Source organism: Paenibacillus sp. J22TS3, assembly GCF_018403205.1.
Classification (GTDB): domain Bacteria; phylum Bacillota; class Bacilli; order Paenibacillales; family Paenibacillaceae; genus Fontibacillus; species Fontibacillus tuaregi.
Genome location: NZ_BOSF01000003.1, coordinates 226,004 through 252,306 on the forward strand (window position 1 = coordinate 226,004; position 26,303 = coordinate 252,306).

A 26,303-nucleotide genomic window follows, 5' to 3' on the forward strand; every position below is an offset into this window, starting at 1 on the left:
GATTTCCTGCAACCCTTTCTTTCGGTTATGGGAGCATGGCTTCGCCGAAGGAGCGTACTCTTATGATGATTCAATGTCAAAACATTCAAAAATATTACGGTGCCGAGCTGGTGCTCAGCCAAGTTACTCTGGAAATTAAAAACCGCGACAAGGTTGGTCTTATCGGTCAAAACGGCAGCGGCAAGACTACGCTGATGCGCCTGTTCAGCGGCAGCGAACGGCCGGATCAGGGGCTGCTTGCCGTGAAGAAAGGGGCCCGGATTGGGCTTCTCAGCCAAATTCCGGATTACGGCAGCACCAAGTCGGTACGTGAGGTCCTGCTTAGCGCTTATGATGACCTGCTGGCCCTCCAGGATGAGATGGCGCGGATGGAGGCTGATATGGCCTCGGCAGGCACAGACTCTCCCGGGAGGGAACTTGAGCGGCTGCTCGCCCGCTACGGCCAGTTGCAGGAACAGTTCGAGCGGAGCGGCGGGTACGAGATGGAAGCGAATGTGGACCGCGTGGCTGCTGGTCTGGGCATCGCGGCAGAGCAGTTCAGCCGCTCCTTCTCTTCACTCTCCGGTGGAGAGAAGACGAAGATCGGTCTCGCCGTGATCCTGCTGAAGCAGCCTGATCTTCTGCTGTTGGACGAACCGACAAACCATCTGGATATGGCCGCCATTCAGTGGCTGGAGGGCTTCCTGCGGGAATACAGCGGAACGGTGGTGGTGATCTCCCATGACCGCTACTTCCTTGATGCGGTTGCCCGTAAAATCATCGAGCTTGAAGACGGTGAAGCCTTCACTTACCACTGCAGCTACAGCCAGTACAAGCAGGAGAAGGAAGCGCTGCTCCTTCAGCAGTTCGCGGATTACCAGGAACAGCAGAAGAAGATCAAGAAGATGGAAGAGTCAATTAAACGTCTGATTGAATGGGGAAACCGGTCCGTTCCACCGAACCCGAGCTTCCACCGGCGGGCCGCTAGCATGCAGAAGGCGCTGGACCGGATGACCAAGCTGAAGCGGCCTGTCCTCGAACGGAAGAAGATTGGCCTCGAGCTTCAGCAGCAGGATCGCTCCGGCAAGTTGGCCCTTGTGCTCAAAGATGTCTCCAAGCAGTTTGGAGACCGGGCTCTCTACAGCGGCGTGAACCAGACCCTTCAATACGGCGAGTCTGCCGCTCTGATCGGCGGAAACGGCTCTGGCAAGACCACGCTCCTCAAAAGTATACTGGGGATTGAGAAGGTAGACAGCGGAGAGATCACCATCGGCTCCCGTGTGGAGACCGGGTATCTTCCCCAAGAGTCAGCGCCGAAGGAAGATGAACAGACCGTACTGCGTTATTTCCAGGATGAGGCGGCGATGGAGGCGGGAGAGGCCCGCGGTCAGCTGGCCCGCTTCCTGTTCTACGGGGCGGATGTGTTCAAGCAAGTCCGCAACCTGTCCGGAGGGGAGTGGACGAGGCTGCGGCTTGCGGTTCTGATGCACCGCAGACCGAATCTCCTTATTCTGGATGAGCCGACGAACCATCTGGACATTGATTCGCGGGAGGCCTTGGAGGAGGCGCTCGAAGAATATCCAGGCTCCGTCCTTGCGGTATCTCATGACCGGTACTTCATCAACCGGATCGCGGACCGGGTATGGTCCTTGGAGCAGGGTACCCTGCATGCCTATATCGGAAATTACGATGATTTCCGGTCCGATCAGGAGAAGCTGCAGGCTCACAAGGATACAGCAGTGGCAGCCCCGTCCTCTACAGCACTGGCCCAGGAGGCTGTGAATAGGAAGGCAGGCAACACCAGCCTTGAGCGGAACGCGAATCCTGTTATTATGGAAGATAACAGGATTGACCGGGAAGCTGGCATGCAGACCCGTAAGCCGGCCGCAAACCCCTCTTCCCTGCTCAAGCTGGAACAGACCATCTCAGCGGAAGAGTCGAGGGTAGCGGAGATAGATGAGGCTATGCAGAAGCCGGAAGCTGTACTTGATGCCCAGCGATTGGTTGAGCTGCAGCTTGAACGCGATCAATTAACCTGCCGTCTGGATGAATTGTATGAGAAATACTTCTTGTTAACCGACTCCTCTTCCTAGAGGAGCCGGTTTCCTGAATTTATGCTCCTGAGGAGGTTTCTATGAAGTTCGAAATTAGCGATCCCCGGGCGCTGGCCCTCAGCTCTGCCGATCCCAGAATGGGGCTATTAATCCGGTTCATCGGCGACCTTGAGATCCGGATTGAAAGCGACCCTTTTGTCTCTCTAGTCAGATCCATTATCAGCCAGCAGATCTCTGTTAAAGCGGCTGCAACGATCCGCGGCCGTGTGCTGGAAGTAACAGGCGCCTTCACCCCTGAGGCGATCCACCAGCAGGAGGATGAGGCTTTACGGGCGGCCGGCTTGTCCGCAGCCAAGGTTGTATACCTGCGTGACCTGTGCAGCCGGATTCTTGCAGGCCAGCTGGATTTCAACCTCTTCCCTTCTCTGACAAATGAAGAGATTATTCAGGCCCTTACCGCTGTGAAAGGCATCGGCCGCTGGACGGCGGAGATGTTTCTGATCTTCGCCATGGGCCGGTATGATGTGGTCTCGAATGGGGATGCGGGGCTGCAGCGTGCGGCCCGGTGGCTTCACGGTCTTGAAGAGCGTAAAGACAAGAAATACCTGGAGCAAATCTCACATCTTTGGACCCCATACGGGGCCATCGCAGGCCTCTATCTCTGGGAGGCCATCAACTGTGGGGCCGTGGATGGATCGGACAACCTGGAACACTGGATATTCATTTCGGAAGATCCAACACTTGGAACATCCCGGCAGTAACTTTTTACAAATGTGAAACGTTTGAAATATAAGCATGGAACTTTCACAGAATATGAGATAACATGGACAATGGGCTAATGCTAGGTAAATCCTGTAATTTCCAGATTAAATAGAGTGGGGTTGAAACCAAATTGTTTTCTTTAACCGAGGTCAGCCGTCCCGCAAAACGGTTTCTTGCGGTGTGTATCGCGATCGTGCTTATCCTGTCCTGCATCATTGTGTTAACCTATAATAACTATTTTCTGCTTGGGGATCTAGTGAAGCGCAACAACGATGATGTTAAGTACATTCATAGTGCGAGACTGCTGCTTAATCAGGGTATCCTGGCCTACAATTCGGGCGAACAGCCTTCTGCGTTTATCATGCCTGGCATGCCGTTCCTGCTGGCCGGTGTGATGGCTATATTCGGACAGGACGATGTCGGCATCAACGCCTTCCGGATTCTGCAATGTGTGATGCAGGCCTTCTCGGTCTATCTGATCTTCATTATCGGACGCCGGGTTTTCAATACCCGGGTGGCCCTGATCACGGTAGTGATCTGTGTGCTCTACCCGCCGGATTACTACTCCTCAGGCAGCATCCTGTCCGAGACGACCTTCCGCACGATTCAGCTGCTGCTCATCTGCCTCGCTTTTGTGGCATTGGACAAGCGAAAAACTATCTGGTATGTGCTTATTGGACTTCTGGTCGCTGTCGCGGCTTACTTCAAACCGCATGCGACCCTGTATCCGGCGATCTTCCTTATTCTATGGTGGAAGCAGAAAATTGGCTGGAAGGAGATGGCCCGTTATGTTGGGGCCATGGCCGCTGTGTATATTGTATGCCTTCTGCCTTGGTGGATCCGCAACATGGTAACTTTTGATAAGTTCATTCTGTTCACGAATTCGGGGGGCAGCCCGTTCCTGCTGGGAACGCGAATTCACGGAGCACTGCCGCCAGCTGGTTTCTTCGTTGAACACCCGGAGTATGATCCGAAGACGATATTCCAGGGAGCCGATAGCAGTGCGGTAACCAAGGGACTTGATATCGTCAAGTACGGCTTCATGCATGAGCCTCTGAAGTACACTTACTGGTATACCGTTGGCAGATGGGTCGAGCTTTACAGCCATCCGTTCTATTCCAGACCTTTCTGGCCTGTGACCCGTCCGGTGATGAACGTGCTTCAAATAATTATGATCGTGGTAAGCATACTTGGGCTAGTCTGGGCGCTGATCAAACACCCGATGCGGAGAATGGCCCCGCTGCTGCTGACGCTTGCTTATTTCACTTTGATCTATCAGCCATTTGTGGCTTTTAACCGTTATGGGTATCCTAACGAAATCATTTTATTCTTGTTCGCAGCTTACTTGATTGACCGATTGTTGTCCATTAGAAAAAATGAACCATTGCTTAACGCAAACCAGGGAGGAACAGGCATCCGATGAAGACACTCATCATTATTCCGGCATATAACGAAGAAGGCAGCATCGTGCGGGTTATCCGCGATATCAACAAGCACGCGCCAGAAGCTGATATTGTCGTTGTCAACGACGGGTCCACGGATAATACCGAGGCACTGGCGCTTGAAGCGGGAGCTCATGTGCTGACTATGCCTTTTAATGTGGGAATCGGGGGCGGCATGCAGACCGGCTACATGTATGCACGCAACAACGGCTACGATGTGGCAATCCAGATGGATGCGGATGGCCAGCACCCTGCTGAGGAACTTCCCAAGCTGATCGCCAAAGCTTCGGATTATGATCTCGTGATTGGCTCCCGTTTTGTGGAAGAAACCTCTTACCGCTCATCAAGCATGCGGCGGGTCGGGATTATTTTCTTCTCGAAGCTGGTGACTCTGGTCACCCGTCAGAAATTTACCGACACGACCAGCGGCTTCCGCGCAGCGGGCCGCAAAGTTATCAACCTGTACGCCGAATATTATCCAATGGATTATCCGGAAGTTGAATCGATCGTTTATTTGAAACGCAAAGGCTGCCGAATTACCGAGGTATCCACAGAGATGCGTTCCAGAGAGACCGGTAAATCTTCCATTACGCCAATTAAGTCCGTGTATTACATGCTCAAGGTTACCCTCTCTGTCCTGATGAGCGCAGTCCGCTACGATAAAACGACGAAAGCCGGTGAGGTGGGATGACCATCTATTTTCTATCCGTAATCCTGTCGTTCTTGTTCTTGGCGATCGTTCTTGAGCTTGTCCGCCATCAGAAGTTGAAGGAACAGTACTCCCTTCTCTGGATTTTGTTCGGAGTCCTGCTCTTTATTATTTCGCTTAACGTCAAGTTCATTGAGACGATTGCTTCCTGGCTCGGTGTCAAATATGCGCCAGCGATGTTATTCCTGTTCGGGCTGCTCTTCTGCTTCGCCTTCATTCTCCACCTGACACTGGTGGTGACCAAGCTGTCCAACCAGGTGCTCCGGTTAACCCAGGAGCTCACGATCCGCAAAGAAAAGGAGTCCCGTCATGGACAAGATGATTAGTTACGCCTACCTGCTCGCCAACATTTTGCTGCTTGTAACGGGACAAATTCTGTTCAAGATTGGACTGCAGAAGAACGGCGGTCTCTCCGGAGCTGGGCAGTGGGTCAAGCTGGTCTTCTCCCCGACAATCATCGGGGGACTAGCCCTGTACGGGATCGCAACACTGCTGTGGTTCGCCGTGTTGAACCGTCTACCGCTGACGGTTGCTTATCCGATGCAGAGCCTCGCTTATGTCTTCGCGATGGTCGCAGCCTACTTCATCTTCGGTGAAGTGATCACCGTAACCAAAATTATTGGTGTGGCTGTTATTCTTGTGGGTGTGTATTTGATCGCGAAGTAACTGGCTTTATCGTACCGCAGGTCAAGTCGAGTAGCGATCAGGTCATATGTGCCACAGCCACCATTACAGCTGCGGCCACTGGACGTCACAACCACCATTACGGGTACGGCTACTGTTCGTCACAGTCCGCCGCTACGGCTGCGGATCATCCTTCTGATCGCTGTTCCTCCCAGATTCCTTGAATTGTATCTTCAGGGTGGGAATCCAGGAGCAAAGGCGAACGCTTCGCTTCTTCAGGACGATTCGCTGCCTCCGCTGCTGTAGTGCTTGGAAGTACGTAAGCGGAAGTACAGTTCCTGCCGGACTGCCGCTGCTGGTCGCTTGCTTTAATCTGGCGATTCTCACCGCGCACAGCTTTCAACGTAGCATTTTGGCGTTGTATAACAAAGGCTCGGCCACTCTTGCACCACCTCGAATCACTTGAAAAAGGAGCTGTTCTCCTCAGCAGATACATCTGCCTATGGGAACAGCTCCTTTTGTTTGCGGGCCTGTGCCGACCTCAACTACATATCCGTACTCACTGGTCTCTCCTTCACCGCTTCATGCTTGCCCGGCCAGAAAGCCCAGCGGCCAAGCAGGACAGTAATTGCCGGTACGAGGAACGGACGGACAATAAAGGTATCGAGCAGCACGCCTACGGCTGTGATGATGCCAAAGTGCACAAGCACCTGAATCGGCAGGCTGGCAAGGACGGCGAAGGTGCCGGCCAGAATAATGCCCGCCGAAGTGATTACAGCGCCCGTCTCACTTACACCTTCTTTGACGGCCTGTTTAAGCGGCATATGCTTTCTTTTCTCCCAGATGCTAGAGATCATAAAGATGTTATAGTCTTCACCCAGCGCTACCAGGAAGACGAAGGAGTACAGCGGAATGGCGCCCTGAATCGCTTCAGCCCCCAATCCATAATGCAGGATGACCCAACCGAGGCCGAGTGCCGAGAAATAGGACAGAATTACGGTAAGCACCAGGTACACGGTAGCCACTACCGAACGCAGGTAAATGAGCAGCAGCAGCGTGATCAAGCCGATTACAACCGGGATAATAATCCGGGTGTCCCGGTCGCCCGTGACCCTGGTATCGTACTGGGTTGCCGTGGCCCCGCTGATCCAGACCGCCTGATCCGGGGAGGATACACCCGAACTGGCAAGCGACTGTTCCGCCGCTGCCCGCAGATCAGGGATATGGTTCATCGCTTCCATCGAGTAAGGGTTCATCTTCAGCTGAAGGTCATAACTAATAATGTTCGGGTTCATCTTACCCTTCTGCGGCTTGCCAACCTGATCCACATAATCCAGTTGCGCGAGCTTGCCCTCAAGGTCAGTTGCTTGGCCCTGGGTATCAACCATCAGCTTAACGGGAGCCAGCTCTCCCTTGGAGAACTGCTGTCCAATAAGATCAAAGCCTTCGCGGGAAGCCATGTTCTTCGGAAATGACGACAAAAGATCATACGTATACTTGATCTGGGATGAAAACGAAGCAAGAACTCCCAGAACGAGGACGGTAACCAGCATAACAGCCCACGGTCTGCGAACTACGAGGCTTCCAATACGCATCCGGCTTTTATGCGGCTCACGTGCAGATCTGCCCTTGGCCCGGGCACGTTCCTGCTCCATCTCCGGCGTGCGGGGGACAAACGGCCAGAAGGAGGCTCTGCCGAAGATCGCCAATAGGGCAGGAACCAGCGTAAGGCTTGCAATAAACATAATAAGAATTGAAATACTGAAAGGCACTGCGAACCGGTGATAAGCTCCATACTCGGCGAGCAGCAGAGCAAACAAGGACAGAACTACAGTGAAGCCGCTCATGGCAATGGCTCCCGATGAACCTGTGATTGCCCGCTTGAGAGCTTTTCCCTTGCTGCCTTCCTCGTGCAGCAGCTGGCGGAAGCGGGAGATCAGGAACAAGCAGTAATCCGTTCCTGCCCCAAACAGCAGCACCGTCATGATCGAGATCGATTGCGAATCCGCGACAATCCAGCCCTTATGAGCCATTATTCCGAGGATAGGGCTTACCACCCCATAGGCGAAGCCTACGGCAATCAGGGGGATAAGGGCGAGTATCGGCGAACGGTAGATCAGCAGCAGAATGACAAGCACAAGCACAACCGTAGACATAAGCAGCGAGAAGTCCGCATTCTTGAACAAACCTGTAGCGTCTATCGAGATACCGACTGGCCCAGTCACTCTGGCTGTCATCTCCCCGCCCGCCGTATTCTCCACGGCAAAAGGATCGCTACCGAATTCGGCCGCCGCCCGGCTCTTGAACTGCACAAGACTCTCCTTGAGTTGATCCGTCTCCGCAGAAGCATTAAACAAGATCGGGGCAGCCAGCGTGCTTCCATCCGTGGACAACTGAGCCTTTAATGCAGGCAGGGGCGCTTTATGCAGCGGCACGACAAAAGACTGCTCCGGCAGGGGGGACCCTTCAGCCTGCTCCGTTAACTTCTGAATATGCAGAAGGTCCTCATCCCTCAGCCCTCCCTCCCGATGCCACACAATCAGGGCAGGCAATCCCTTGCCATTCGGAAATTCACGCGCGGCAACAGCTTCTGCCTGAACAGATGGCTTGCTGTCAGCCAGATTCGGAGAATTGTTAATTGTCTCCTTGTTCACACCTGGCCAGAGCATGTTAAGCAGTCCGGCAATCAGCACCCAGATGCCCAGCATGACCCACTTGCCGCTGCGGCCGGATACCCATGCGCCAAATCCCTTCTTCTCCTGGTTCACTTGGTTTCCTCCTAATATTCAATCAATATGATGGATGAATCATTGCCTAGTCCTAAATGACCCGCGGGTCATTTTCAAGTCATATTATATATACCCGCGGGTCCGGTAAGCAACCCACGTGACAATAATTCACAGGAATTTAAATTTTCATACAAAAAGAGCCTTTGCTCCGCGTCAAGCGAAAGACAAAAGGCTCTCCAGTGTAACTATATGAAATGAACTTATGAAGGTTACCTTTTGGGGTGCTGCGATGCCGAGCGTTCTTACGACCACGGTTGTCTCCGAAATCCTTGAACTAGATATCCAAGCAGGGGCATTTCGGAGACAAAGGCGGACGCTCCGCTTCTTCAGAATTACTCGGGATCGAAGCTGGGATCGGTTAATTCTAAAGTTCATTTTTTATAGCACTCACGTCAAAATTTATTGATACTGCTTATCCTGCAATCTCCTGTGCTGCACCGTTCGAAAATTGGCTATTATACAGATCCGCATAGAAGCCGCCCTTCTCCAGCAGCTCTTCATGGGTCCCCTTCTCGATCACTTGTCCGTGATTCATGACCAGGATCAGGCTCGCATCCCGGATGGTCGAGAGACGATGGGCAATCACAAAGCTTGTTCTGTTCTTCATCAGCTCGTTCATCGCTTTCTGGATCAGCACCTCTGTACGGGTGTCCACACTGCTCGTCGCTTCATCCAGGATCAGAATCGATGGATCGGCAAGAATCGCCCGGGCTATGGTCAGCAGCTGCTTTTGACCTTGGGAGATGTTCGAGGCTTCCTCATTGAGGACCGTATCATAACCGTCCGGCAGGGTACGGATAAAATGATCCGCATGGGCAGTCTTCGCCGCCGCCACAACCTCCTCTTCCGTAGCTCCAATCCGCCCGTAGGCGATATTGTCACGGATCGTACCGTTGAACAGCCAAGTATCCTGAAGCACCATACCAAACATGTTCCGCAGACTTCCCCGTTTAAAGTCGGTAATGTTCACACCATCCACGGTGATTCTGCCCTCGTTCACCTCGTAAAAACGCATGAGCAGATTGATCAGCGTAGTCTTCCCGGCGCCTGTCGGACCAACGATGGCAATCGTCTGTCCCATTTTCACATCGATGTTCATGTCTTCAATCAGCATGTTCTCCCCATATCCAAAGCTCACATGTTCAAACGCCACATCTCCGCGCACGTCAGCCAGTTCAACCGGCTTCGCGGCTTCCGGTACCTCTTCTTCTTCATCAAGCAGCTCGAATACCCGCTCAGCAGAGGCTACTGTGGACTGGATAATGTTAGCGATATTCGCAGTCTGGGTGATAGGCATGGTGAACTGGCGCACGTATTGAATGAATGCCTGGATATCCCCGATCTCCATCGATCTCTTGGTCACCAGCAGGCCACCAATTACGCTGATCAGAACATAACCAAGGTTCCCGATAAAGCTCATGATTGGCATAATCAGACCCGATATGAACTGGGCTTTCCAGGCGGAGTCATACAGCTTGTCGTTAATCTGGTCGAACTTCTGGATGGACTTCTCTTCACGCCCGAACGCCTTGATAATCCGGTGTCCGGTGTACATCTCTTCCACATGTCCATTCAGTTCCCCCAGATTGCGCTGCTGGCCGATAAAATGCCCTTGAGACCGGCCGCTGATCTTCTTGATAGCCAGAAAACTGACTGGCAGTGTAACCAGTGCGATCAATGTCAGCAGCGGACTGATCGTCAGCATCATGACGATGACCCCAATAATCGTCAGCACCGATGTAATCAGCTGAGTCAAGCTCTGCTGAAGCGTGGTGCTGATGTTGTCCACATCATTGACGGCCCGGCTGAGAATCTCCCCATTCGTACGGGAATCGAAATACTTGAGCGGCAGTCTGCCCAGCTTGTCGTTCACATCGCGGCGCAGGTCGTATACGGTCTTCTGCGCCACCCCTGCCATCAACAACTGCATGATATAAGTGAACAGGGAGCTGATCACATACAGCCCCAGGAGCAGCATAACAATCTGCCAGATGTAATCGAAATCGATATGTGCACCAGGTACGCCGCGCATCCGGCCAATAATCCCATTAAGCAGTTCGGTCGTGGCTTTACCCATAATCTTCGGACTCACAATGCTGAATATCGTACTCAGCACCGCCATGCCGATCACGGCGAGAATCTGGCCCCGGTGAGGTCTCAGGTAGCTGAGGAGCCTTCTTAAAGTTCCTTTAAAATCCTTGGCCTTCTCCCCCGGCATCACCATGCCCGGCCCTCCAGGTCCATGGCCTCTGCCGAATCCTCCGCCCGCAGGTCTCGATCTTTGCTGCTCACTCATGCGATCTCCTCCTCTGACAGCTGGGAGTACACGATCTCCCGGTATACTTCACTGGTCTCCAGCAGCTCGCGGTGTGTGCCTATGCCCGCTATACGGCTCTCATCCATGACAATGATCCGGTCGGCATCCTTCACCGTGCTGACCCGTTGGGCCACAATTATAACGGTAGATTCCCGGGTCTCCTCCTTCAGGGCGGCCCTCAGCTTCGCATCAGTCTTGAAATCAAGCGCCGAGAAGCTGTCGTCAAAAATATAAATTTCCGGCCGTCGCACCAAAGCTCTGGCAATAGACAGACGCTGCTTCTGGCCCCCGGAGACATTGTTGCCCCCTTGGGAAATTTCAGCCTCATAGCCTTTATCCATCTCTGCGATGAAATCCGCAGCCTGGGCAATGCGGGCCGCATGCTCGATCTCCTCATCCGATGCCGATTCATTCCCGTACCTGATGTTGTCTGCAATCGTCCCCGTAAAAAGCACAGCCTTCTGCGACACAAAGCCGATTCTGGCCCGAAGATCCGCTTGGGACAGGGTCCGCACATCCTGACCATCCACAAGCACAGCGCCGGTGTCCGCTTCATAGAAGCGCGGAATTAAGCTGATCAAGGTAGATTTCCCTGACCCCGTACCTCCGATAATCGCCGTAACCTCCCCCGGCTTGGCGCTGAAGCTGATGTCCGATACAGCCGGCTGTTCCGCGCCAGGATAGCTGAAGCTGACATTCTGGAACTCCACATATCCTTTTTGTTCTGAAGCCTTCTCCGCGTGTTCGGCATCCTTAATGACTGGCTGTGTGTCCAACACCTCATTGATGCGGGCTGCCGAAGCAGAAGCTCTTGGAATCATAACGAACATCACCGAGACCATGATGAACGAGAACATAATCTGCATCGCATACTGCAGGAACGCCATGAGATCACCAACATTCATGCTCCCGTTATTAATCCGCAGCCCCCCGTACCAGATGATCGCGATGGACGAAACGTTCAGCACCAGCATCATAGTTGGCATCATTGCAGCCATAATCTTATTTACCTTAATAGAGGTTTCAGTTAAGTCGAAGTTCGCCTTCTCGAACCGTTTGGCTTCATGCTCAGTCCGGTTGAAGGAGCGGATAACCCGGATTCCGGTCAATCCTTCGCGAAGCACCAAATTCAGACGGTCAATTCTTTTCTGAATCAATTTGAAGAGCGGAATTCCCCGGCCAGCGATGAGGAATATCGCACCAACCAGAACGGGAATTACGATAACAAAAACCAGGGATAACGTCTTGTCCTTGGACATCGCCATAATAATTCCCCCGATGGCAAGCAGGGGGGCGCTGACCATCATGCGCATCATCATAAGCAGAACCTGCTGCAGCTGGGTAATATCATTCGTTGTGCGTGTGATTAGCGATGCGGTACCAAGCTTGTCGAACTCCTCCAGAGAGAAGCGCTCGACGTGGCCAAACACCTTGCTGCGCAGGTCCCTGCCGAACCCGGAGGAAACCTTGGATGAGAAATAACTGGCAGCAATGGAGGCGGCAATACCTCCAAAAGCAACAAGGATCATAAACAGGCCAATACGCCAAATGTAATTAGTGTCACCCTGAGCCACGCCTTTATCCACAATATCCGCCATCAAGGTGGGCAGATACAGCTCGGTCATCGACTGCAGGAATAACAGCACAACGACAAAGATCAGCGGCATACGGAACGGCTTAAGATAACGAAAAACTTTGATCATGGACAACTCTCCTCTCCCGAACGGGCCCTGAATCTATTCCTTCTTCTCTTCTTCCCGGCCCGGATAATCACTCAGAAAACGGCCTACCTTCTCCAGCAGCTCCGAAAGCTGCTCACTCTGTTCCTCACCCAAGTATTCATATAACTCTATAAACCGGCCGAAGAACGCCTGCATCGCCTTCTCCGTAAGGTCCATTCCCTGCTGAGTCAGCTTGACCCGGACGGCCCTGCGGTCGTTCGAGTCCATTCTGCGTTCCACCAAGCCCTCAGCCTCAAGGCTGTTAACCAGCTGGGTTACGGTAGGCGACGTCACTTCCAGGGCACTGCTAAGCTCGGACACACTGAAGCCTTCTTCATGATTCTTCATCCCCCTCTTGATGTAGAACAGCAGCCTCATTTCACTCGGCTTGCATCCGCCTACCGAAGGCCTGCGCCAGTCCGCTTTGCGGGCACGATTGAAGGCATCAAACAGCCTCTGCGCTTTGGGATTATCATGAATACTCAAATTTTCACCTTCTTTATCGTTGTTTAAGTTAGCTAATATTTAGGTTACCTACTATATTGCAAAGCTAATTATATTCCGCCCTCTGAGCAAAGTCAATTTTCAGTTTAAAGCCGGTCTAGAACTAGTTCATGACAAAAAAAGAGGCGCCGCAGTAGGCAGCCCCTCATTTTGTTTAGGAGATCGGTGTGTGTGTTCGTAAAGACTCCGAGAGCAAACGCCCACTCCTCTCGCTATTGGTTTTGGATTTCTTGAATTATCAACAGTGAATGAAATCCAAAACCAAAGGCGACGACTAGCGCTTGGCCGCGGGTCGTTCGTCTCTTAAGCAGACTTTGGCGAGTCTCCCCAGATTAGCTTTCGTTTAGGATAAGATCATTTCTTTCCTGGTTGATCCCCCGGCTGACCTGGCTTAACCGTGTCCGGCTTGGCCGCACCGGCCTTGCCAGGCAGATCATTCAGGCTTTTGAACGTATAGCCCTGTCTTCTCGCCTCATCAATGATGTTCCCAAGCGCATCGGTGTTGTCCTTGGAAATTGCGTGAATCAGCAGCACTGCTCCGGGATGAAGCTGGCTGACCACTTTCTTGAAGGCGTAAGCGCCCCCTTTCTGGTCATTCACATCCCAGTCCTTGTATGCCAAAGACCAGAACACATTCGTGTACCCGTACTGTCGGGTAACGCTCAGCGTCCGCTCATCAAATATGCCTCTCGGCGGGCGCAGATAAGCCATCTCCTTAACACCGGTTACCTCTGTCACCGCCTGCTTGACCTTGTCCAGCTCCTCCTTGATCTTCTCATTGGAGATCGTGGTCATGTCCGGGTGGCTCCATGAGTGGTTGCCGATAATATGCCCCTCTGCGGCCATGCGCTTAACCAGCTCCGGTTGGTCCTTGACATAATGGCCGGTAATGAAAAAAGCTGCCGGCACTTTCTTCGCCTTCAAAGTATCCAGAATAATGGAGGTATACCCCTTGTTCTCATACCCGTTATCAAACGTAAGGTAGATATCTTTCTTCGTGGTATCTCCTGTGAAGATAGCCCCGTTCTTATCAATTATGTCCTTAAAGCCTTCCTCGTTGATGGACGGAAGACTCCCGTTCACACTCTTCTTAAACCCAAAGTGGAAGGGTCCGTCGGCCAACACGGGTTGAGCCGATCCCGCCAAACCGATCCCCGCGCCGAGACACAGCGCTAATGCCAACCTGAAGATTCGTTTCATGTTTATGCTCCCTTGTACATTTTCATCTTGATTGTCAGACCTGTCATCTGATCCTTCACACACCATTAAGTTCTGTATGCGGAGCCATTTCTATACTTCCTGCGGCAAAATTATCAATATCATGTTTGGCAGCAAAATAAAAACGGGCTCTGTCATTAAAGACAAAAGCCCGTCCTGTATACAAAATCAACTTAAACGCAGGGCAACAGCTCTTAAGAAATCCAGAGCAGCAGCGGTCGTAGAAATATTTTGTGCCTTGCCGCTGCATCCACTAACAACCCTGCTATTCCTTCAGCTACTCCTCTTCTGTATTCCCAGATGCAAGCCGGCTGCTTCGTACGCTGTAGCTGAAGTAAATAATCAGGCCAATCACCATCCACACCAGGAAGGCCTCCCAGGTTACGAGCGGCAGACTGAACAACAGATAACCACAGCAGAGAATGGCCAGAAGCGGAATCACCGGAACCCATGGCACCCGGAAGGAGCGCTTCAGGTCTGGCTGGGTTTTCCGAAGAATAATAATCCCAATCGCTACCGACACAAAGGCAAACAGCGTTCCGATACTGACGAGGTCAGACAGCCTGTCCAGCGGCAGCACTCCCGCGAAGAAAGCCACAACAATCCCGGTTACCCAGGTGCTGACTGTAGGTGCCTTTGTCTTCGGATTCAGCTTGGACAGACGCTTCGGAAGCAGGCCGTCGCGCCCCATGGCGTATACCAAGCGGGTCTGGCCATACAGCAGCACGAACAATACTGTAGTAATGCCGACAATAGCACCCAGTGAAATAAATCCGGCAATCCAGTTCTGATGAATGAACTGAATGGCGAAAGCTACCGGATTCTTAACATCCAGCAAATGATAAGGCACGATCCCCGTCAGCACAGCTGTAACCAGCACGTACAGCAGCGCACACACGATCAGGGAAGCAATGATGCCTTTTGGCAGGTCCTTCTGCGGGTTACGAACCTCCTCAGCCGCCGTCGCCACCACATCAAAGCCGATATACGCAATGAATGCGGTGGCTGCGCCAGTAATAACACCGCCGAACCCAAACGGCATAAACGGGGTCCAGTTTGCTGGCTTCACATAGAAGACACCAACAACAAGGAACAACACGATAACCGCGATTTTAAGCACAACCATGATCGTGTTAATCCGGGTTGACTCCTTCGCTCCCCTGGAGACCAAGAACGTCAGCAGCAGGGCGATAATCACTGCGGGCAGGTCAATAAGCGTTCCCTTATCCGCATTAAATGCACTTGTTATCGCATGCGGCAGATGGATACCAAAGCCCGACAGCAGCCCCTGGAAATACCCTGACCAGCCGCTGGCGACCATAGAAGCCGCAAAGCCGTATTCCAGAATCAAATCCCAGCCCAGGATCCATGCAATAATCTCCCCGAATGTGGCATAGCTGTAGGTGTATGCACTCCCGGACACCGGTACCATGGAGGCCAGCTCTGCATAACACAGGGCACAGAAGGAACAGACCAGACCCGCGATAATAAAGGACAGGATCAGCGCCGGTCCGGCGTGCTGGGCTGCTGCGACTCCGGTCATAACAAATATCCCGGTGCCCACCACGCAGCCGATACCGAGCATGGTGAGATCAAATGCTCCCAGCTCTTTTTTCAAGGTGCCACCCTTGTCTTTCAGTTCCATCATCGACGTGATGGATTTCTTCCTCATTACACTCATAAATGAAATACCCCTGTTCTCTTGTTAGTTGGATCTAAGATGGATAATCTAATCCACTTATTATAAGGAATTTAACCAAACAAAAATAGAATACGCTGTGAGGAAATATATTACATTAAAATTACCACCGCTTCCACACAAAAAACACCCGTCTTGAGCGGGTGTCCTGACTAAACTTGCGTCTGTACAAAGTCCCCTTCTAGTTGGCGGCTGCCCTGCGGACAAGATCGGAAACGACCTGATTCATCGTTATTGAGGAAAGCTCCTGCTCCATCGCATTCTGAGCCCGGGTGAACGCCGTCTCCAAGGTGTCTTGAATATTTCTCCCAACCTGGCAATCCGGGTTCGGATTGCTGTGAATGGAGAAAAGCTCATCCGATATATCCACCTGTACCGCACGATACACATCCAGCAGGGTTATCTGCTCCAGCGGACGCGCAAGCTTCGCACCGGCAACACCTGCCGAGGTGGTCACCAGGCCTGCACGGCTCAGCATGCTCATAATCCGGCGGATAACGACAGGGTTCGTATTCACACTGCCTGCAATGAAATCGGAAGTAATCCGGCCTTCCTTCTCTATATCCAGCAGGGACAATATATGCACTGCTACAGAAAAACGGCTGCTGATCGCCATATGTTGTCTAACCTCCCCATGCTTGAATTGGCAAGAATCTACCCTAAGTATATCAGAGATTACACACGCTTACTTGTTATTTCCGGCCTGCATCTGACAAGACCTCTCCCGCAAAACGAATCCATTCCCGGGCGGCAAACGACAAATACCGGTCCTCCCTCCAGATAATCCCCAAATTCCACGGAATAACCGGATTCACGAGCGGAAGAATGGCGACCCTGGATGGGTCCACCTCCCGGCATACCGTCTCCGGCAGCAGCGCAATCCCCAGGTTGGCCGCTACCATCTCGCTGATCAAGTCCCATTGGGAGCTTTCATAGACCACTCTCGGCTGAAACCCAACGCGGACACACTCCGCAATGATCCGGTCATGGAGTACAAAATCCTCCCGGAACAGCACAAAGGATTCCCCGGCAAGCTCGATCAGCGGTGCCTCCTTCAGCCTGGAGAGCCGGTGAGTGGGATGAACAAGCAGATTCAACTTCTCTTCCACAAAGGAGAAATACTCGATGCCTTCCATCTTCAGAGGCAGCACCGCAATGCCCACATCCAGCGCGCCGCTGGCCACATCTGCCTCCACCTTCTTCGCTCCATCCTCGAACAATTGAATGGTGATGTCGGGATATTTCTTATGGAACTGCCCGATCACTGTCGGGAAGAAACTTGCGCCCACCATCGGAGGAAGCCCGATACGGATATGCCCTTTCTTCAGGTTGCGCAGATCGTCCAGCTCCGCGGACATATTATTGAACGAGGTGACAATGTTCTGAGCCTGATTCACCATGATCTGCCCGGCATCGGTCAATTCAATCCTCTTGCCAATCCGGTCGAATAGCACAACCCCCAGCTCTTCCTCCATCTGGCGGATCGTCTTGCTTATGGTCGGCTGCGTAATATACAGCGACTCCGCTGCTTTTGTAAAGCTTCGCAGCCTGGCAACCTCAATCAGATATTGCAGCTGACGTATATCCACTGGAAGACACCCCCATCCATAGACAATAGGAATGCAGAACATTCGATATATGCATTATACCTATGAAAATAAATGATGTAAAATTTCAGTACACACAGAAAATGAAAAGAGGCTTTGCAAAACATGAACGCTCTGAAGTCACTGTTCAAAGGTGTTGTGCAGGTAGCCATCCTGATCTTCATATCCATGGCTATGAACAAAATCGTGGACGTGCTCCACTTGCCCATACCCGGAAGTATTCTTGGTATTGCTGTAATCTTCACGCTGCTAAAGACCCGGGTTATAAAGCTTGAATGGATTGAGCAGGGAGCCAACTGGCTGCTCGCTGAACTGCTCCTGTTCTTCATTCCAGCCGCTGTCGGCGTGATGAAATACATTCCGATGCTGGAAAGCGATGGAGTGCGCATTCTGATTGTGGTTATTTTCAGCACTTTTATTGTCATGGCCAGCTCCGGGCTGACCGCATCCCGCATTGCTAAGCGAAAGGAGAACCAATCATGATTACCGGATTACTCTGTCTGCTCATTACTATAGCATTGTATTACGTATGCAAAAGAGTGTACAAGGTGAAATCCAGCGTCTATCTGTCCCCGCTGCTGGTGACCCCGGTGATTCTGGTCATCGGGCTGCTGCTCGCCCACATCCCTTACGAGACCTATAACGCCGGAGGAAAATGGCTCAGCAGTCTCCTGCAGCCGGCTACAATCGCTTTCGCCATTCCACTATACAAATATTACAATGTGCTCAAGAAGCATGCCGCTCTGATCCTGGTCAGCGTCCTATCCGGCTCTGTCGTCGCCATCGTGTCCTCCCTGCTGCTCGCCCAGAGCATGCATCTGGACAACGCGCTGGTGAGCAGCCTTGTTCCGCGCTCTGTGACCACACCAATCGCTATGAGCGTATCTCAGGTCATCGGCGGCGTACCGAACATCACCGCAGTGTTCGTGATTATCACCGGTCTGCTTGGCTCCATTATCGGCCCGATGATCGTAAAGATGTTCCGTATCGACAACGAGGTCGCCCGCGGCGTGCTGCTTGGAACGGGGGCTCATGGCACCGGAACCTCCAAGGCGTTCGAGCTGAGCTCTTTAAGCGGAACCATCTCGAGCATCTCAATGATCGTTGCCGCCTTGTTCACACTCGGAGCAGCACCGCTGATCCTGTCACTATTCAGCCGCTAATTCCAGCGGCATACAAAGAACCGCAGTGGCCTATGGCTGCCGCGGTTCTTCGTGATTCTGCTGCTCTCTAGCCTCGCTCTGCCTCTCCAGAATTCGCCGCAGCGCTTCCCGGTAGGCCTGATCGGAGTCCGGCTTGCCCCGAAGTTCCTCCTGCTGCTCTTCTACAGCCGGAGCCTCCTCAGGGCTGGCCATCTGACGGAGGGCCTGACGATACATCTCATCCCCGCTCTTTCGGGGGACCGAAGGCCCCGCATTCTCTCTCAATTTGGAGGACTCCCTTCCAACCTCTGACGGAGACTCTGGCCGGTCCGACCTGTATGCAATACTGGTATAGTCCAATCCGGCCTGCCCCGCCCTTCCAGCCTGGTTGGCCGATCCAGCCTGTCTGGGAACCCCGGGCTGCTGTCCCAACCCGGCCTGTCCCATATCTGATGGATGACTCTCCCGTGCCTGCACGGGATCAGGAGTTTTCTCACGCGCCGGAGCTTTATCCCGCGCCGCCTCCTTTGTTCCTGCTTCCCGCTCTTTTTTACCATTCTTCATGTTAAAGATCACAAGAAACACAATACCCGCCAGTACAAGTACAAAAAGACCGTATAACATTGAGCGCCCCTTATCTGGATTCGGCATCCGCTAATTTACCCGCAACCTCGGCCACCCGTTGTCCCAGGGCCCGTCCGAGTGCAAGATCATTCCCCGAGGGCAGATTTGGCGGGTCATTCGGGGAGGTCTCGACCGGGCAGGTTACGCCTACCCCGTAGTAGGAACCATATAATGCATTCTCCCGGATATTACCCGGCAGTCCGACAATAATCATGCCTTGGTGCAGCATCGGCACGATCAGATTGAGCATGGTTGCCTCAAGCCCGCCATGCACGGTGGCTGTTGTACAGAATACCGCTCCAATCTTCCCGATGAGCTTGCCTTGGGCCCACAAGTAGCCAAGCTTATCTATCCAGGTCTTCAGGCCATCACTGATCGAGCCGAAGTGACCCGGGCATCCCCAGATAATAGCGTCCATCTCCGTAAGGTCCTCCACCCGGGCAGAGCGGACATGGCTGAGATACACCTTGGCCCCAGGAATCTTGGCCCCTTCGGCAACGGATTTGGCCAATGCCTCGGTATGGCCGTTATCACTGTCATATACCACAAAGATGTTCATGGATCATTCCCCTTTGCCTTCAATTGGTCGACTTATTCATCCCCCAAACGGCTCAGATTCATGAGCCGGCAAATAACCGAATAATGGATGCTCTTTCCGGACAACCTCTTTTACAGGAACGCACTAACACCTTAACAGCAATTCCGAAAGTAGAAGGAGGCCTCACTTAATGAGTTCACGTGCCGTGCTGGTCAATGTTCTGGTTATCCTTATTATCCTTGCAGGGGCAGGAGCCGGGATCTATTACTACAACCAAAATGCCAACTATGTCAAAACCGATAACGCCCAAGTAGCCGGCCAGCCGATTAACCTCTACGCCCCGGCAGCCGGTAAACTGGTACGCTGGGATGCCAAGGTCGGGCAAGCCTATACGGCCGGGACCCGGGTTGGAACCATTCAATCCCCGGCTGGATCGACCGATATCACACTTCCGGTTAACGGAACGGTGGTTCAGCAGTCTGGAGTTCAGAATGGACTCGTAGCCGCCGGAACACAGCTTGGCCGGGCCTATGATTTCGACAACCTGTGGATCACTGCGAATATTGATGAGACGCGGATTAACGATATTAAAGCCGGACAGAGTGTTGATGTCTACGTTGATGCTTTCCCAGATACGGTTCTTACCGGCAGAGTAGACAGCATTGGACTCGCCACCGCCGGAACCTTCTCCCTGCTTCCCACCTCCAACACCAATGCCAATTATACGAAGGTAGCGCAGGTTATTCCGATTGTGATTAAGGTTGATGGTTATAAAGGGCTCGGCATTATTCCGGGCATGAACGCTTCGGTCAGAGTTCATATCTAGGAGGCTTCCATGGAAAATATATCGCTCGGCCGCACACTGACCGTATTGATGCTGGGAGCGTTCATTTCCATCCTGAACCAGACTCTCCTGAACGTCGCGATTCCACATCTGATGAATGACTTTGGCGTATCGGCCACCACCGTTCAGTGGCTATCAACCGCCTACATGCTGGTGAACGGCGTGCTGATCCCGATTACCGCCTTCCTGATTGAATCGTTCGGCACCCGCTCGCTGTTTATTTCAGCCATGGCCCTGTTCGGGGTGGGATCTGTCATCTGCGCGATCAGCCCTACCTTCTCGATCATGCTGATCGGCCGGATCATCCAGGCCGGCGGGGCGGGGATCATTATGCCTCTGGTTATGAACGTCTTCCTGACCGTGTTCCCGCCGGAGAGGCGAGGCGCCGCGATGGGGACGATGGGAATCGCCATGATGTTCGCTCCCGCCATCGGTCCAACCCTGTCCGGCTGGATTGTGGAGCACTATACCTGGCGTATTCTGTTCATTATGGTGATCCCGCTGACTCTGCTTGATATTGTGCTGTCCATTCTCTGGCTCAGGAACATATCCAAGCTGTCCTCTCCAAAATTCGATCTGCTTGGTACCATCTTCTCCACGATAGGCTTCGGTTCTCTGCTGTACGGGTTCAGCTCGGCGGGAAGCAAGGGCTGGAGCAGCGGCACTGTGGTCATCTCGCTCATCATCGGAGTTCTGTTCATCCTGTTCTTCATCTTCAGAGAGCTGACGATGGACAATCCGATGCTGGAGTTCAGGGTCTTCAAGTACGACATCTTCACCGTGTCGACCTTTATCGGCTCGGCCGTTAATATGACCATGTTCGGAGCGATGCTGCTTCTGCCTATTTATTTGCAAAATATCCGGGGGTTCAGCCCGCTTGATTCCGGTCTGCTGCTGTTGCCGGGTGCCCTGCTTATGGGGGTCATGTCCCCAATCTCGGGGAGCATCTTCGACAAAATCGGGGCAAGGCCGCTCGCCATTGTCGGCTTGGCTATCACTGCCCTGACTACGCTGGAGTTCAGCCGGTTAACCTCGAACACCACCTACGGCCATATTATGATGCTCTATACCGTGCGAAGCTTCGGCATGTCCCTGCTCATGATGTCCGTGCAGACGGAAGGACTTAATCAGCTGCCCCGTCATCTCGGAAGCCACGGGACAGCCATGTCCAACACCGTACGGCAGATTGCCGGTTCGATTGGAACGGCCCTGCTGGTCACGGTGATGACCACGAAGACCACCGTGCATCTCGCCGATTATGGCAACACGGTCAATCTGAACAACCCGGCCGTAGCCGAACAGTTCAGCAATCTAAGCCAGGGCCTTGCGGCATCGGGAGGTCTTCCGCCCACTGTCGCTCAGGGGGCGGCCTTGCAGGTCATCTATGGACTTGCTTCCCAGGAATCCGCCATCCACGGCATTAACGATGCCTTTATCATCGCCACCTGGATTGCCGTGATCGGCCTTATTCTGTCCCTGTTCCTGCGGCGGTCGGTTAAGCCTTCCAAGCTTAAGCCGATTGAAATGCAGGAACAGGGGCACAGCCCGCTGCTGGAATGAACGGGCATAACTTTAAGCGGCGCAGTGCCGCGTGACCATCCAGGCGTTCACCCCTGGCCGGAAAGGCGGTGCGGACGCCGCACCCAAGCCCGGAACCCAGCGGGCGCAAGAAAAACACCCCTCACTAGGACATCGGGACAGCGTTGGTGCTGAACCCTTAATCTTTGCAAGGGGTGTTTCTTAATACAGGGGTTATTGTAAACAGAAAGTTAGAAAAGACATCAACAAACGGAAAAGCAACAAGGGAGGGGCGTGGCATTGCTTGACGGCTGTAACCACACAATAATGAACTATGGCTAGCTAATCTCCCACAATGTAACTGCTTAAAATCAACTGCACACTGCCTGCAAAATCCTTCGAGGCGCCCCAGTCAAATGCAAAGACCATGCCCTCAGACGAACCGGTAGAGATGGCCCGGACTTCCGTAGTTCCATAAATATTATCGGCAATGACAACAAGCGCCACCCGGTTCTTGACACGAAAGAAATATTTTTCGAATATCAGCGTTCCAATCTCCCGCCCATCCCCCAGGTCGTGAAATTCCTCATGAACCAGATTGGCATCAAGACCATCCTTAACATACTGCCTTACCTGACCCGGCGTCAGACTGACCTTAAACCTGCTTTCGCTCACCTTCTGCATGTCCTCCTTAAATAGAGTATATAAGGCTTCTACTTGCGGTTGATCTCTATTCATAAGCCTAGCATCCGCCAGGCAGAGATTCAAATATGTGACAAGCGGGCTTCCAGAAAATAGCTGTCCAAGGTGCAAGGATATGGTAGTATAAAGTTGAATTTATACACTACTACGGAAGGGCGTGAACGCCTTGGTAAAAGAATCACTATACGAAGCTCTCAATGAACAATTCAATTTCGAACTCCACTCCGCTCATGTCTATCTGGCGATTGCCGGCTACTGCTCGGCTGTGAACTGGGATGGATTTGCCAACTTCTTTCTGGTACAAGCCGAAGAGGAGCGGTTCCATGCTTCCAAGATCTATAAATTCCTGAATGACCGTGGAAGACGCGTGGTGCTCTCCGCACTGGAAGAGCCTAAGAATGACTACGATTCTATCCTGGATGCCTTCGAACATGCGTATCAGCACGAACAGGTGAATACTCAGCGGATCTACCACCTCTCCGACCTTGCTCTGGATGACCGTGAACATGCCACACTCCAATTTCTATCCTGGTTCATTGAAGAGCAGGTGGAAGAGGAAGCTCTGTTCGACGGCATTATTCAGAAGCTGAAGCGGATTGACGTGAACAGCACAGCATTCTTTGAACTGGATAAAGAATTCGGCGGACGCACCTTCTCGCCTGAAGCTTAAGGCGCGCGTTAGCCGGCTGCCCGGCCTGGGAGAACAAGGTTCTCCCAGGCTTTTTCTATAATTTCTAAACTGTGCTTGAAATCACAACAGTTAAGGGATATACTGAGGGGGAGTTGAGCAGAGAGGATGCAAATACCGTGACAACTGATAAACTAACAGGTGCCCCTAACTTCAAATGGTTTGGTCTTGCTATCCAGTCACTGGTCGTGCTCGCTAAGCATCCAGAGTGCTGCCCGAGCGGTGAAATTGCCTGCCAGCTTCAGTCGGAGCCCACTCTGCTTCGGCGGATTCTCTCCAAGCTTGCCTGTCAGGGCATTCTGGAGACCCGGGAAGGCCGGGTCGGAGGCTACCGTCTTAAGCGTTCCCCTGAGGATATTACCTTAAAAGAGGTCTATCTTGCTTTGGAGGAGAAAGGACCTTACTGTGGTGCCATACTGGAGACTACGGGTGATCATGCCTTTGGCAGAGAGATGCATGAGTCCTTCAGCGTGATTGTGCAGGAGATTAACGACGGAGTGCTGCAGGTGCTGGAGCGCCATACTGTCGCTGATCTTATATAGTCTTTTTTTGGCTTTAACTGTGCTAATTATTGCACAGAATAAATATAAATCGTATTAGGAGTGATTATGATGAGCAACCAAATCCAAGAAGCCCAAGATCTTTATACCGTTATGAAGGAGAGACATTCTGTCCGCTCCTATGACCCTTCGGTACGTATTTCCCGCGAGGAGTTGACTGAGATTCTGGAGCTCGCTTCCACAGCCCCATCTTCCTCCAACCTGCAGCCTTGGCGCTTCCTTGTCATTGATGACGAAGCCAAGAAGCAGGAGCTGGTGTCCATTGCCTACAACCAGAAGCATGTTGCGGAAGCTGCCGCTGTCATTGCGGTCCTGGGTGATCTGGAATCCTATAAACAAACCGAGAAAATCTACAGCAAGTCGGTCGAGGCTGGCGCGCTAACGGAAGAAGCAAAGAAAGCGATTGTAGAGCGCACGGTCTCCATGTACGGCAACCTGCCAAAAGACAAACTGCACAATATCAACCTGCTTGATGCCGGTCTTGTCTCCATGCAGCTGATGCTTGTGGCCAAGGCCAAAGGCTACGACACTGTACCTATGGGCGGCTTCGATGCAGATCAACTCAAAGCAGCATATGACCTTCCTGATACTCTGGTTCCGGCCGTATTGATCGCAATTGGCAAAGCTGCCGCACCTGGCCGGTTCACCGCGCGCCTGTCCGTGGAAGACACCACGTATTGGAATTCAGTTAAGTAATATCTGCCGGCCTGTAAGCAGCCCCTGCAAGTCCTGTGAACTCTTCCAGGACTCGCGGGGGCTGCTTCGTGCATCTGGTCATATTTGAGGTCCTATGTATAATGACCAGCTTCATCTAGGCGGGCTCCTCACTTCAAGTTAGCTCACTTCCGGTTAGAATAGAGGTGACATCTTGCGAATGGAAAGCGGGAGAACAGCATGGTTGACTGGCGAGCATGAGCGAAAAGCCGCCCTATTATGGGCGGCCCGCTGAGCTCTTATTTCCACGTATTATAAATATCTTCTGTATACTTCGTAATGGCCGCATCGTAGTCCGGATAGTCATACCCTAATCTATCGGCCACTGCTATAGAGTACTGTCTGAATAACCCGTAACAAGTGAATAAAGACCGCCACATTTCCGGATAACCGCTTTCAGAATAGGTGGACAACAGCGTCTCCCAATCCTCCGCGGGAAGATACCGGTCAATAAATTTATAGTTCTTGCCCACGCTAAAGTCGTAACCGTGCTGTGATCCAATCTGCCAGGCCATCATCCTCAGCAGATTGGGCCGTACAATCTCGTGCAGATGATCCGCGGCGAACAAGAATTCTTTTCTCGCCAAGCCTTTGACCACATAAGTTGCGGTCATCCAGAATTCATTACAGCAGTCATCAAATTCCCTTGCGGTTGGTTTCTTGATCCAATATTGTCGGTCACTCGGAGTAACATCGTCTGTCACCAACCCATCCTTATCCAGCAGGACCTCCACCAATCCATCGCTCTGGGCAAAATACTCCTCCACCCCATGAACCGGAATAAGTGTCAGGTCCAGCTTGTTCCCGTCCTCAAACAGCATGAGATAGGAGAACCAATCCCCTCCCAAGTCTGGCGGGAACAGCTCCATATCCTCAGGCTTTTGCATCATTATGCGGCGGCCAAAGAAGCTAAGCCACTCATCATCCTTCTTGAACGAATCCATATCGCTCACAAAATAGGAGATATCATAATCCTGAAAGGTATCCGGAGGGATGTTTCCGTTGGTCCGTGACCCTTCCAGGGTTACCAGCCGGATTCTGGCGTCTTGCTCAGCAAAGTCTATCAGCATACGCATCATTTCTTGTTCGCTTCTCATCTTCGTTAACCGCCTCCACATTGTTAAGTAGTATAAGCTGAACTATGGAAATGAGGATTAAGTGCTCGCTCCCATTTCTTTAAATTTCGCAAAAACCATGTGGGTTGGTTAATAGGTGGTCCACGAGGCTGGCCCGCACCAAGACGGGCGTCCACAGCCCGTTATAACTTGTTCAACCGCTTCTTCATAGTTCGTCCTCCTCTCTATCATGTGGGAGTCATTTTATTTTTATAATTATACCCTGATTCTTCCAATGGCCTCAAACCCCGAACGGCCGCTGCCTTCACTTCGAAAACAAAAGCAGGTGGCTTGAGGCCCCTGCTTTAATGTTTGTTACTTTATCATTCATTACCTTACCATTCGTTATTTCATTGTTCATTACTTCATTGTTCATTACTTCATTGCTCGTTTCTTCATGGTTTGTTACTTCATTACTTCATTACTTCATTAC

At 52.2% G+C, this 26,303-nt stretch carries 27 protein-coding genes; 14 read left to right on the top strand and 13 right to left on the bottom strand.

The annotated features are described in order from the left end of the window. Positions 1-62: 62 nt before the first annotated feature. The 7 genes from abc-f to KJS63_RS10775 all read left to right on the top strand — a co-directional run bounded on the left by abc-f (position 63) and on the right by KJS63_RS10775 (position 5,876). The gene (gene abc-f / locus KJS63_RS10745; protein ID WP_213619137.1) at positions 63-2,072 is read left to right on the top strand and encodes a ribosomal protection-like ABC-F family protein; all 2,010 of its coding nucleotides are present in this window, start codon (positions 63-65) and stop codon (positions 2,070-2,072) included. Between the two features lie 41 nt (positions 2,073-2,113). Further along, positions 2,114-2,794 (top strand): DNA-3-methyladenine glycosylase family protein, encoded by a 681-nt coding sequence (locus KJS63_RS10750; RefSeq protein ID WP_213619138.1) that lies wholly within the window; start codon positions 2,114-2,116, stop codon positions 2,792-2,794. 131 nt (positions 2,795-2,925) lie between these two features. Then, complete coding sequence (locus KJS63_RS10755; RefSeq protein WP_213619139.1) at positions 2,926-4,218, top strand: ArnT family glycosyltransferase; 1,293 nt, start codon at positions 2,926-2,928, stop codon at positions 4,216-4,218. Continuing rightward, complete coding sequence (locus tag KJS63_RS10760) at positions 4,215-4,928, top strand: glycosyltransferase family 2 protein (RefSeq protein WP_213619140.1); 714 nt, start codon at positions 4,215-4,217, stop codon at positions 4,926-4,928. The genes KJS63_RS10755 and KJS63_RS10760 overlap by 4 nt, the downstream gene beginning before the upstream one ends. Continuing rightward, a complete protein-coding gene (locus KJS63_RS10765; RefSeq protein ID WP_068620793.1) occupies positions 4,925-5,272 on the top strand; it encodes a DUF2304 domain-containing protein in 348 nt (115 codons plus the stop codon). The genes KJS63_RS10760 and KJS63_RS10765 overlap by 4 nt, the downstream gene beginning before the upstream one ends. Further along, on the top strand, positions 5,256-5,612 hold the full coding sequence (locus tag KJS63_RS10770) for an EamA family transporter (RefSeq protein WP_068620795.1): 357 nt from the start codon (positions 5,256-5,258) through the stop codon (positions 5,610-5,612). The genes KJS63_RS10765 and KJS63_RS10770 overlap by 17 nt, the downstream gene beginning before the upstream one ends. A gap of 48 nt (positions 5,613-5,660) precedes the next feature. Further along, the gene (locus KJS63_RS10775; RefSeq protein WP_213619141.1) at positions 5,661-5,876 is read left to right on the top strand and encodes a hypothetical protein; all 216 of its coding nucleotides are present in this window, start codon (positions 5,661-5,663) and stop codon (positions 5,874-5,876) included. 239 nt (positions 5,877-6,115) lie between these two features. On the opposite strand, the gene KJS63_RS10780 is transcribed toward KJS63_RS10775, so the two are convergent. From KJS63_RS10780 to cidR, 9 genes are all read right to left on the bottom strand, one after another. After that, positions 6,116-8,278 carry an MMPL family transporter gene (locus KJS63_RS10780; protein WP_213619571.1) on the bottom strand — a complete coding sequence of 721 codons (2,163 nt, stop codon included), beginning with the start codon at positions 8,276-8,278 and terminating at the stop codon, positions 6,116-6,118. Between the two features lie 493 nt (positions 8,279-8,771). Then, positions 8,772-10,655: an ABC transporter ATP-binding protein gene (locus KJS63_RS10785; protein ID WP_213619142.1), complete on the bottom strand. Its 1,884-nt coding sequence runs from the start codon at positions 10,653-10,655 to the stop codon at positions 8,772-8,774. Further along, complete coding sequence (locus KJS63_RS10790; RefSeq protein ID WP_213619143.1) at positions 10,652-12,379, bottom strand: ABC transporter ATP-binding protein; 1,728 nt, start codon at positions 12,377-12,379, stop codon at positions 10,652-10,654. The genes KJS63_RS10785 and KJS63_RS10790 overlap by 4 nt, the downstream gene beginning before the upstream one ends. Before the next feature lie 33 nt (positions 12,380-12,412). Continuing rightward, entirely contained in the window at positions 12,413-12,883 is a 471-nt protein-coding gene (locus KJS63_RS10795; RefSeq protein ID WP_213619144.1) for a MarR family winged helix-turn-helix transcriptional regulator, read from the bottom strand. Between the two features lie 372 nt (positions 12,884-13,255). Next, the gene (gene pdaA, locus KJS63_RS10800; RefSeq protein WP_213619145.1) at positions 13,256-14,101 is read right to left on the bottom strand and encodes a delta-lactam-biosynthetic de-N-acetylase; all 846 of its coding nucleotides are present in this window, start codon (positions 14,099-14,101) and stop codon (positions 13,256-13,258) included. Positions 14,102-14,156: 55 nt separating this feature from the next. Then, the gene (locus tag KJS63_RS10805) at positions 14,157-14,369 is read right to left on the bottom strand and encodes a hypothetical protein (RefSeq protein WP_213619146.1); all 213 of its coding nucleotides are present in this window, start codon (positions 14,367-14,369) and stop codon (positions 14,157-14,159) included. A gap of 27 nt (positions 14,370-14,396) precedes the next feature. Continuing rightward, on the bottom strand, positions 14,397-15,800 hold the full coding sequence (gene bcaP, locus KJS63_RS10810; protein WP_213619147.1) for a branched-chain amino acid transporter BcaP: 1,404 nt from the start codon (positions 15,798-15,800) through the stop codon (positions 14,397-14,399). Positions 15,801-15,999: 199 nt separating this feature from the next. Next, entirely contained in the window at positions 16,000-16,434 is a 435-nt protein-coding gene (locus tag KJS63_RS10815) for an Rrf2 family transcriptional regulator (RefSeq protein WP_213619148.1), read from the bottom strand. 76 nt (positions 16,435-16,510) lie between these two features. Continuing rightward, positions 16,511-17,407 carry a cidABC operon transcriptional activator CidR gene (gene cidR / locus KJS63_RS10820; RefSeq protein ID WP_213619149.1) on the bottom strand — a complete coding sequence of 299 codons (897 nt, stop codon included), beginning with the start codon at positions 17,405-17,407 and terminating at the stop codon, positions 16,511-16,513. A gap of 132 nt (positions 17,408-17,539) precedes the next feature. Between cidR and KJS63_RS10825 the strand changes: the two genes are divergently transcribed. Continuing rightward, a complete protein-coding gene (locus KJS63_RS10825) occupies positions 17,540-17,908 on the top strand; it encodes a CidA/LrgA family protein (RefSeq protein ID WP_068622571.1) in 369 nt (122 codons plus the stop codon). Continuing rightward, positions 17,905-18,588, top strand: a complete 684-nt coding sequence (locus KJS63_RS10830; RefSeq protein WP_213619150.1) for a CidB/LrgB family autolysis modulator — start codon at positions 17,905-17,907, stop codon at positions 18,586-18,588. Before KJS63_RS10825 ends, KJS63_RS10830 begins: the two co-directional genes overlap by 4 nt. A gap of 30 nt (positions 18,589-18,618) precedes the next feature. Here the strand turns inward: KJS63_RS10830 and KJS63_RS10835 are convergent, their stop codons facing one another. Beyond that, positions 18,619-19,191 carry a hypothetical protein gene (locus tag KJS63_RS10835; protein ID WP_213619151.1) on the bottom strand — a complete coding sequence of 191 codons (573 nt, stop codon included), beginning with the start codon at positions 19,189-19,191 and terminating at the stop codon, positions 18,619-18,621. A 10-nt stretch (positions 19,192-19,201) separates the two neighbouring features. Continuing rightward, positions 19,202-19,750, bottom strand: a complete 549-nt coding sequence (locus tag KJS63_RS10840) for an NAD(P)H-dependent oxidoreductase (RefSeq protein WP_213619152.1) — start codon at positions 19,748-19,750, stop codon at positions 19,202-19,204. A gap of 169 nt (positions 19,751-19,919) precedes the next feature. Between KJS63_RS10840 and KJS63_RS10845 the strand changes: the two genes are divergently transcribed. Together KJS63_RS10845 and KJS63_RS10850 are read left to right on the top strand one after the other, a co-directional pair. Further along, positions 19,920-20,555 (top strand): HlyD family secretion protein, encoded by a 636-nt coding sequence (locus tag KJS63_RS10845; RefSeq protein ID WP_213619153.1) that lies wholly within the window; start codon positions 19,920-19,922, stop codon positions 20,553-20,555. Between the two features lie 9 nt (positions 20,556-20,564). Next, positions 20,565-22,133: a DHA2 family efflux MFS transporter permease subunit gene (locus KJS63_RS10850; protein WP_213619154.1), complete on the top strand. Its 1,569-nt coding sequence runs from the start codon at positions 20,565-20,567 to the stop codon at positions 22,131-22,133. 300 nt (positions 22,134-22,433) lie between these two features. Here the strand turns inward: KJS63_RS10850 and KJS63_RS10855 are convergent, their stop codons facing one another. Beyond that, positions 22,434-22,766, bottom strand: coding sequence for a DUF6054 family protein (locus tag KJS63_RS10855; RefSeq protein ID WP_213619155.1), 333 nt, complete (start codon positions 22,764-22,766; stop codon positions 22,434-22,436). A gap of 193 nt (positions 22,767-22,959) precedes the next feature. Here KJS63_RS10855 and KJS63_RS10860 point away from each other — a divergent pair, with 193 nt between their 5' ends. The 3 genes from KJS63_RS10860 to KJS63_RS10870 all read left to right on the top strand — a co-directional run bounded on the left by KJS63_RS10860 (position 22,960) and on the right by KJS63_RS10870 (position 24,737). Continuing rightward, on the top strand, positions 22,960-23,463 hold the full coding sequence (locus KJS63_RS10860) for a ferritin (protein ID WP_068620817.1): 504 nt from the start codon (positions 22,960-22,962) through the stop codon (positions 23,461-23,463). Between the two features lie 137 nt (positions 23,464-23,600). After that, the gene (locus tag KJS63_RS10865) at positions 23,601-24,023 is read left to right on the top strand and encodes an RrF2 family transcriptional regulator (RefSeq protein WP_213619156.1); all 423 of its coding nucleotides are present in this window, start codon (positions 23,601-23,603) and stop codon (positions 24,021-24,023) included. 66 nt (positions 24,024-24,089) lie between these two features. Then, on the top strand, positions 24,090-24,737 hold the full coding sequence (locus tag KJS63_RS10870) for a nitroreductase family protein (RefSeq protein WP_306432898.1): 648 nt from the start codon (positions 24,090-24,092) through the stop codon (positions 24,735-24,737). A gap of 257 nt (positions 24,738-24,994) precedes the next feature. Here the strand turns inward: KJS63_RS10870 and ant(6) are convergent, their stop codons facing one another. After that, on the bottom strand, positions 24,995-25,852 hold the full coding sequence (gene ant(6) / locus KJS63_RS10875) for an aminoglycoside 6-adenylyltransferase (RefSeq protein WP_213619157.1): 858 nt from the start codon (positions 25,850-25,852) through the stop codon (positions 24,995-24,997). Positions 25,853-26,303 lie beyond the last annotated feature (451 nt).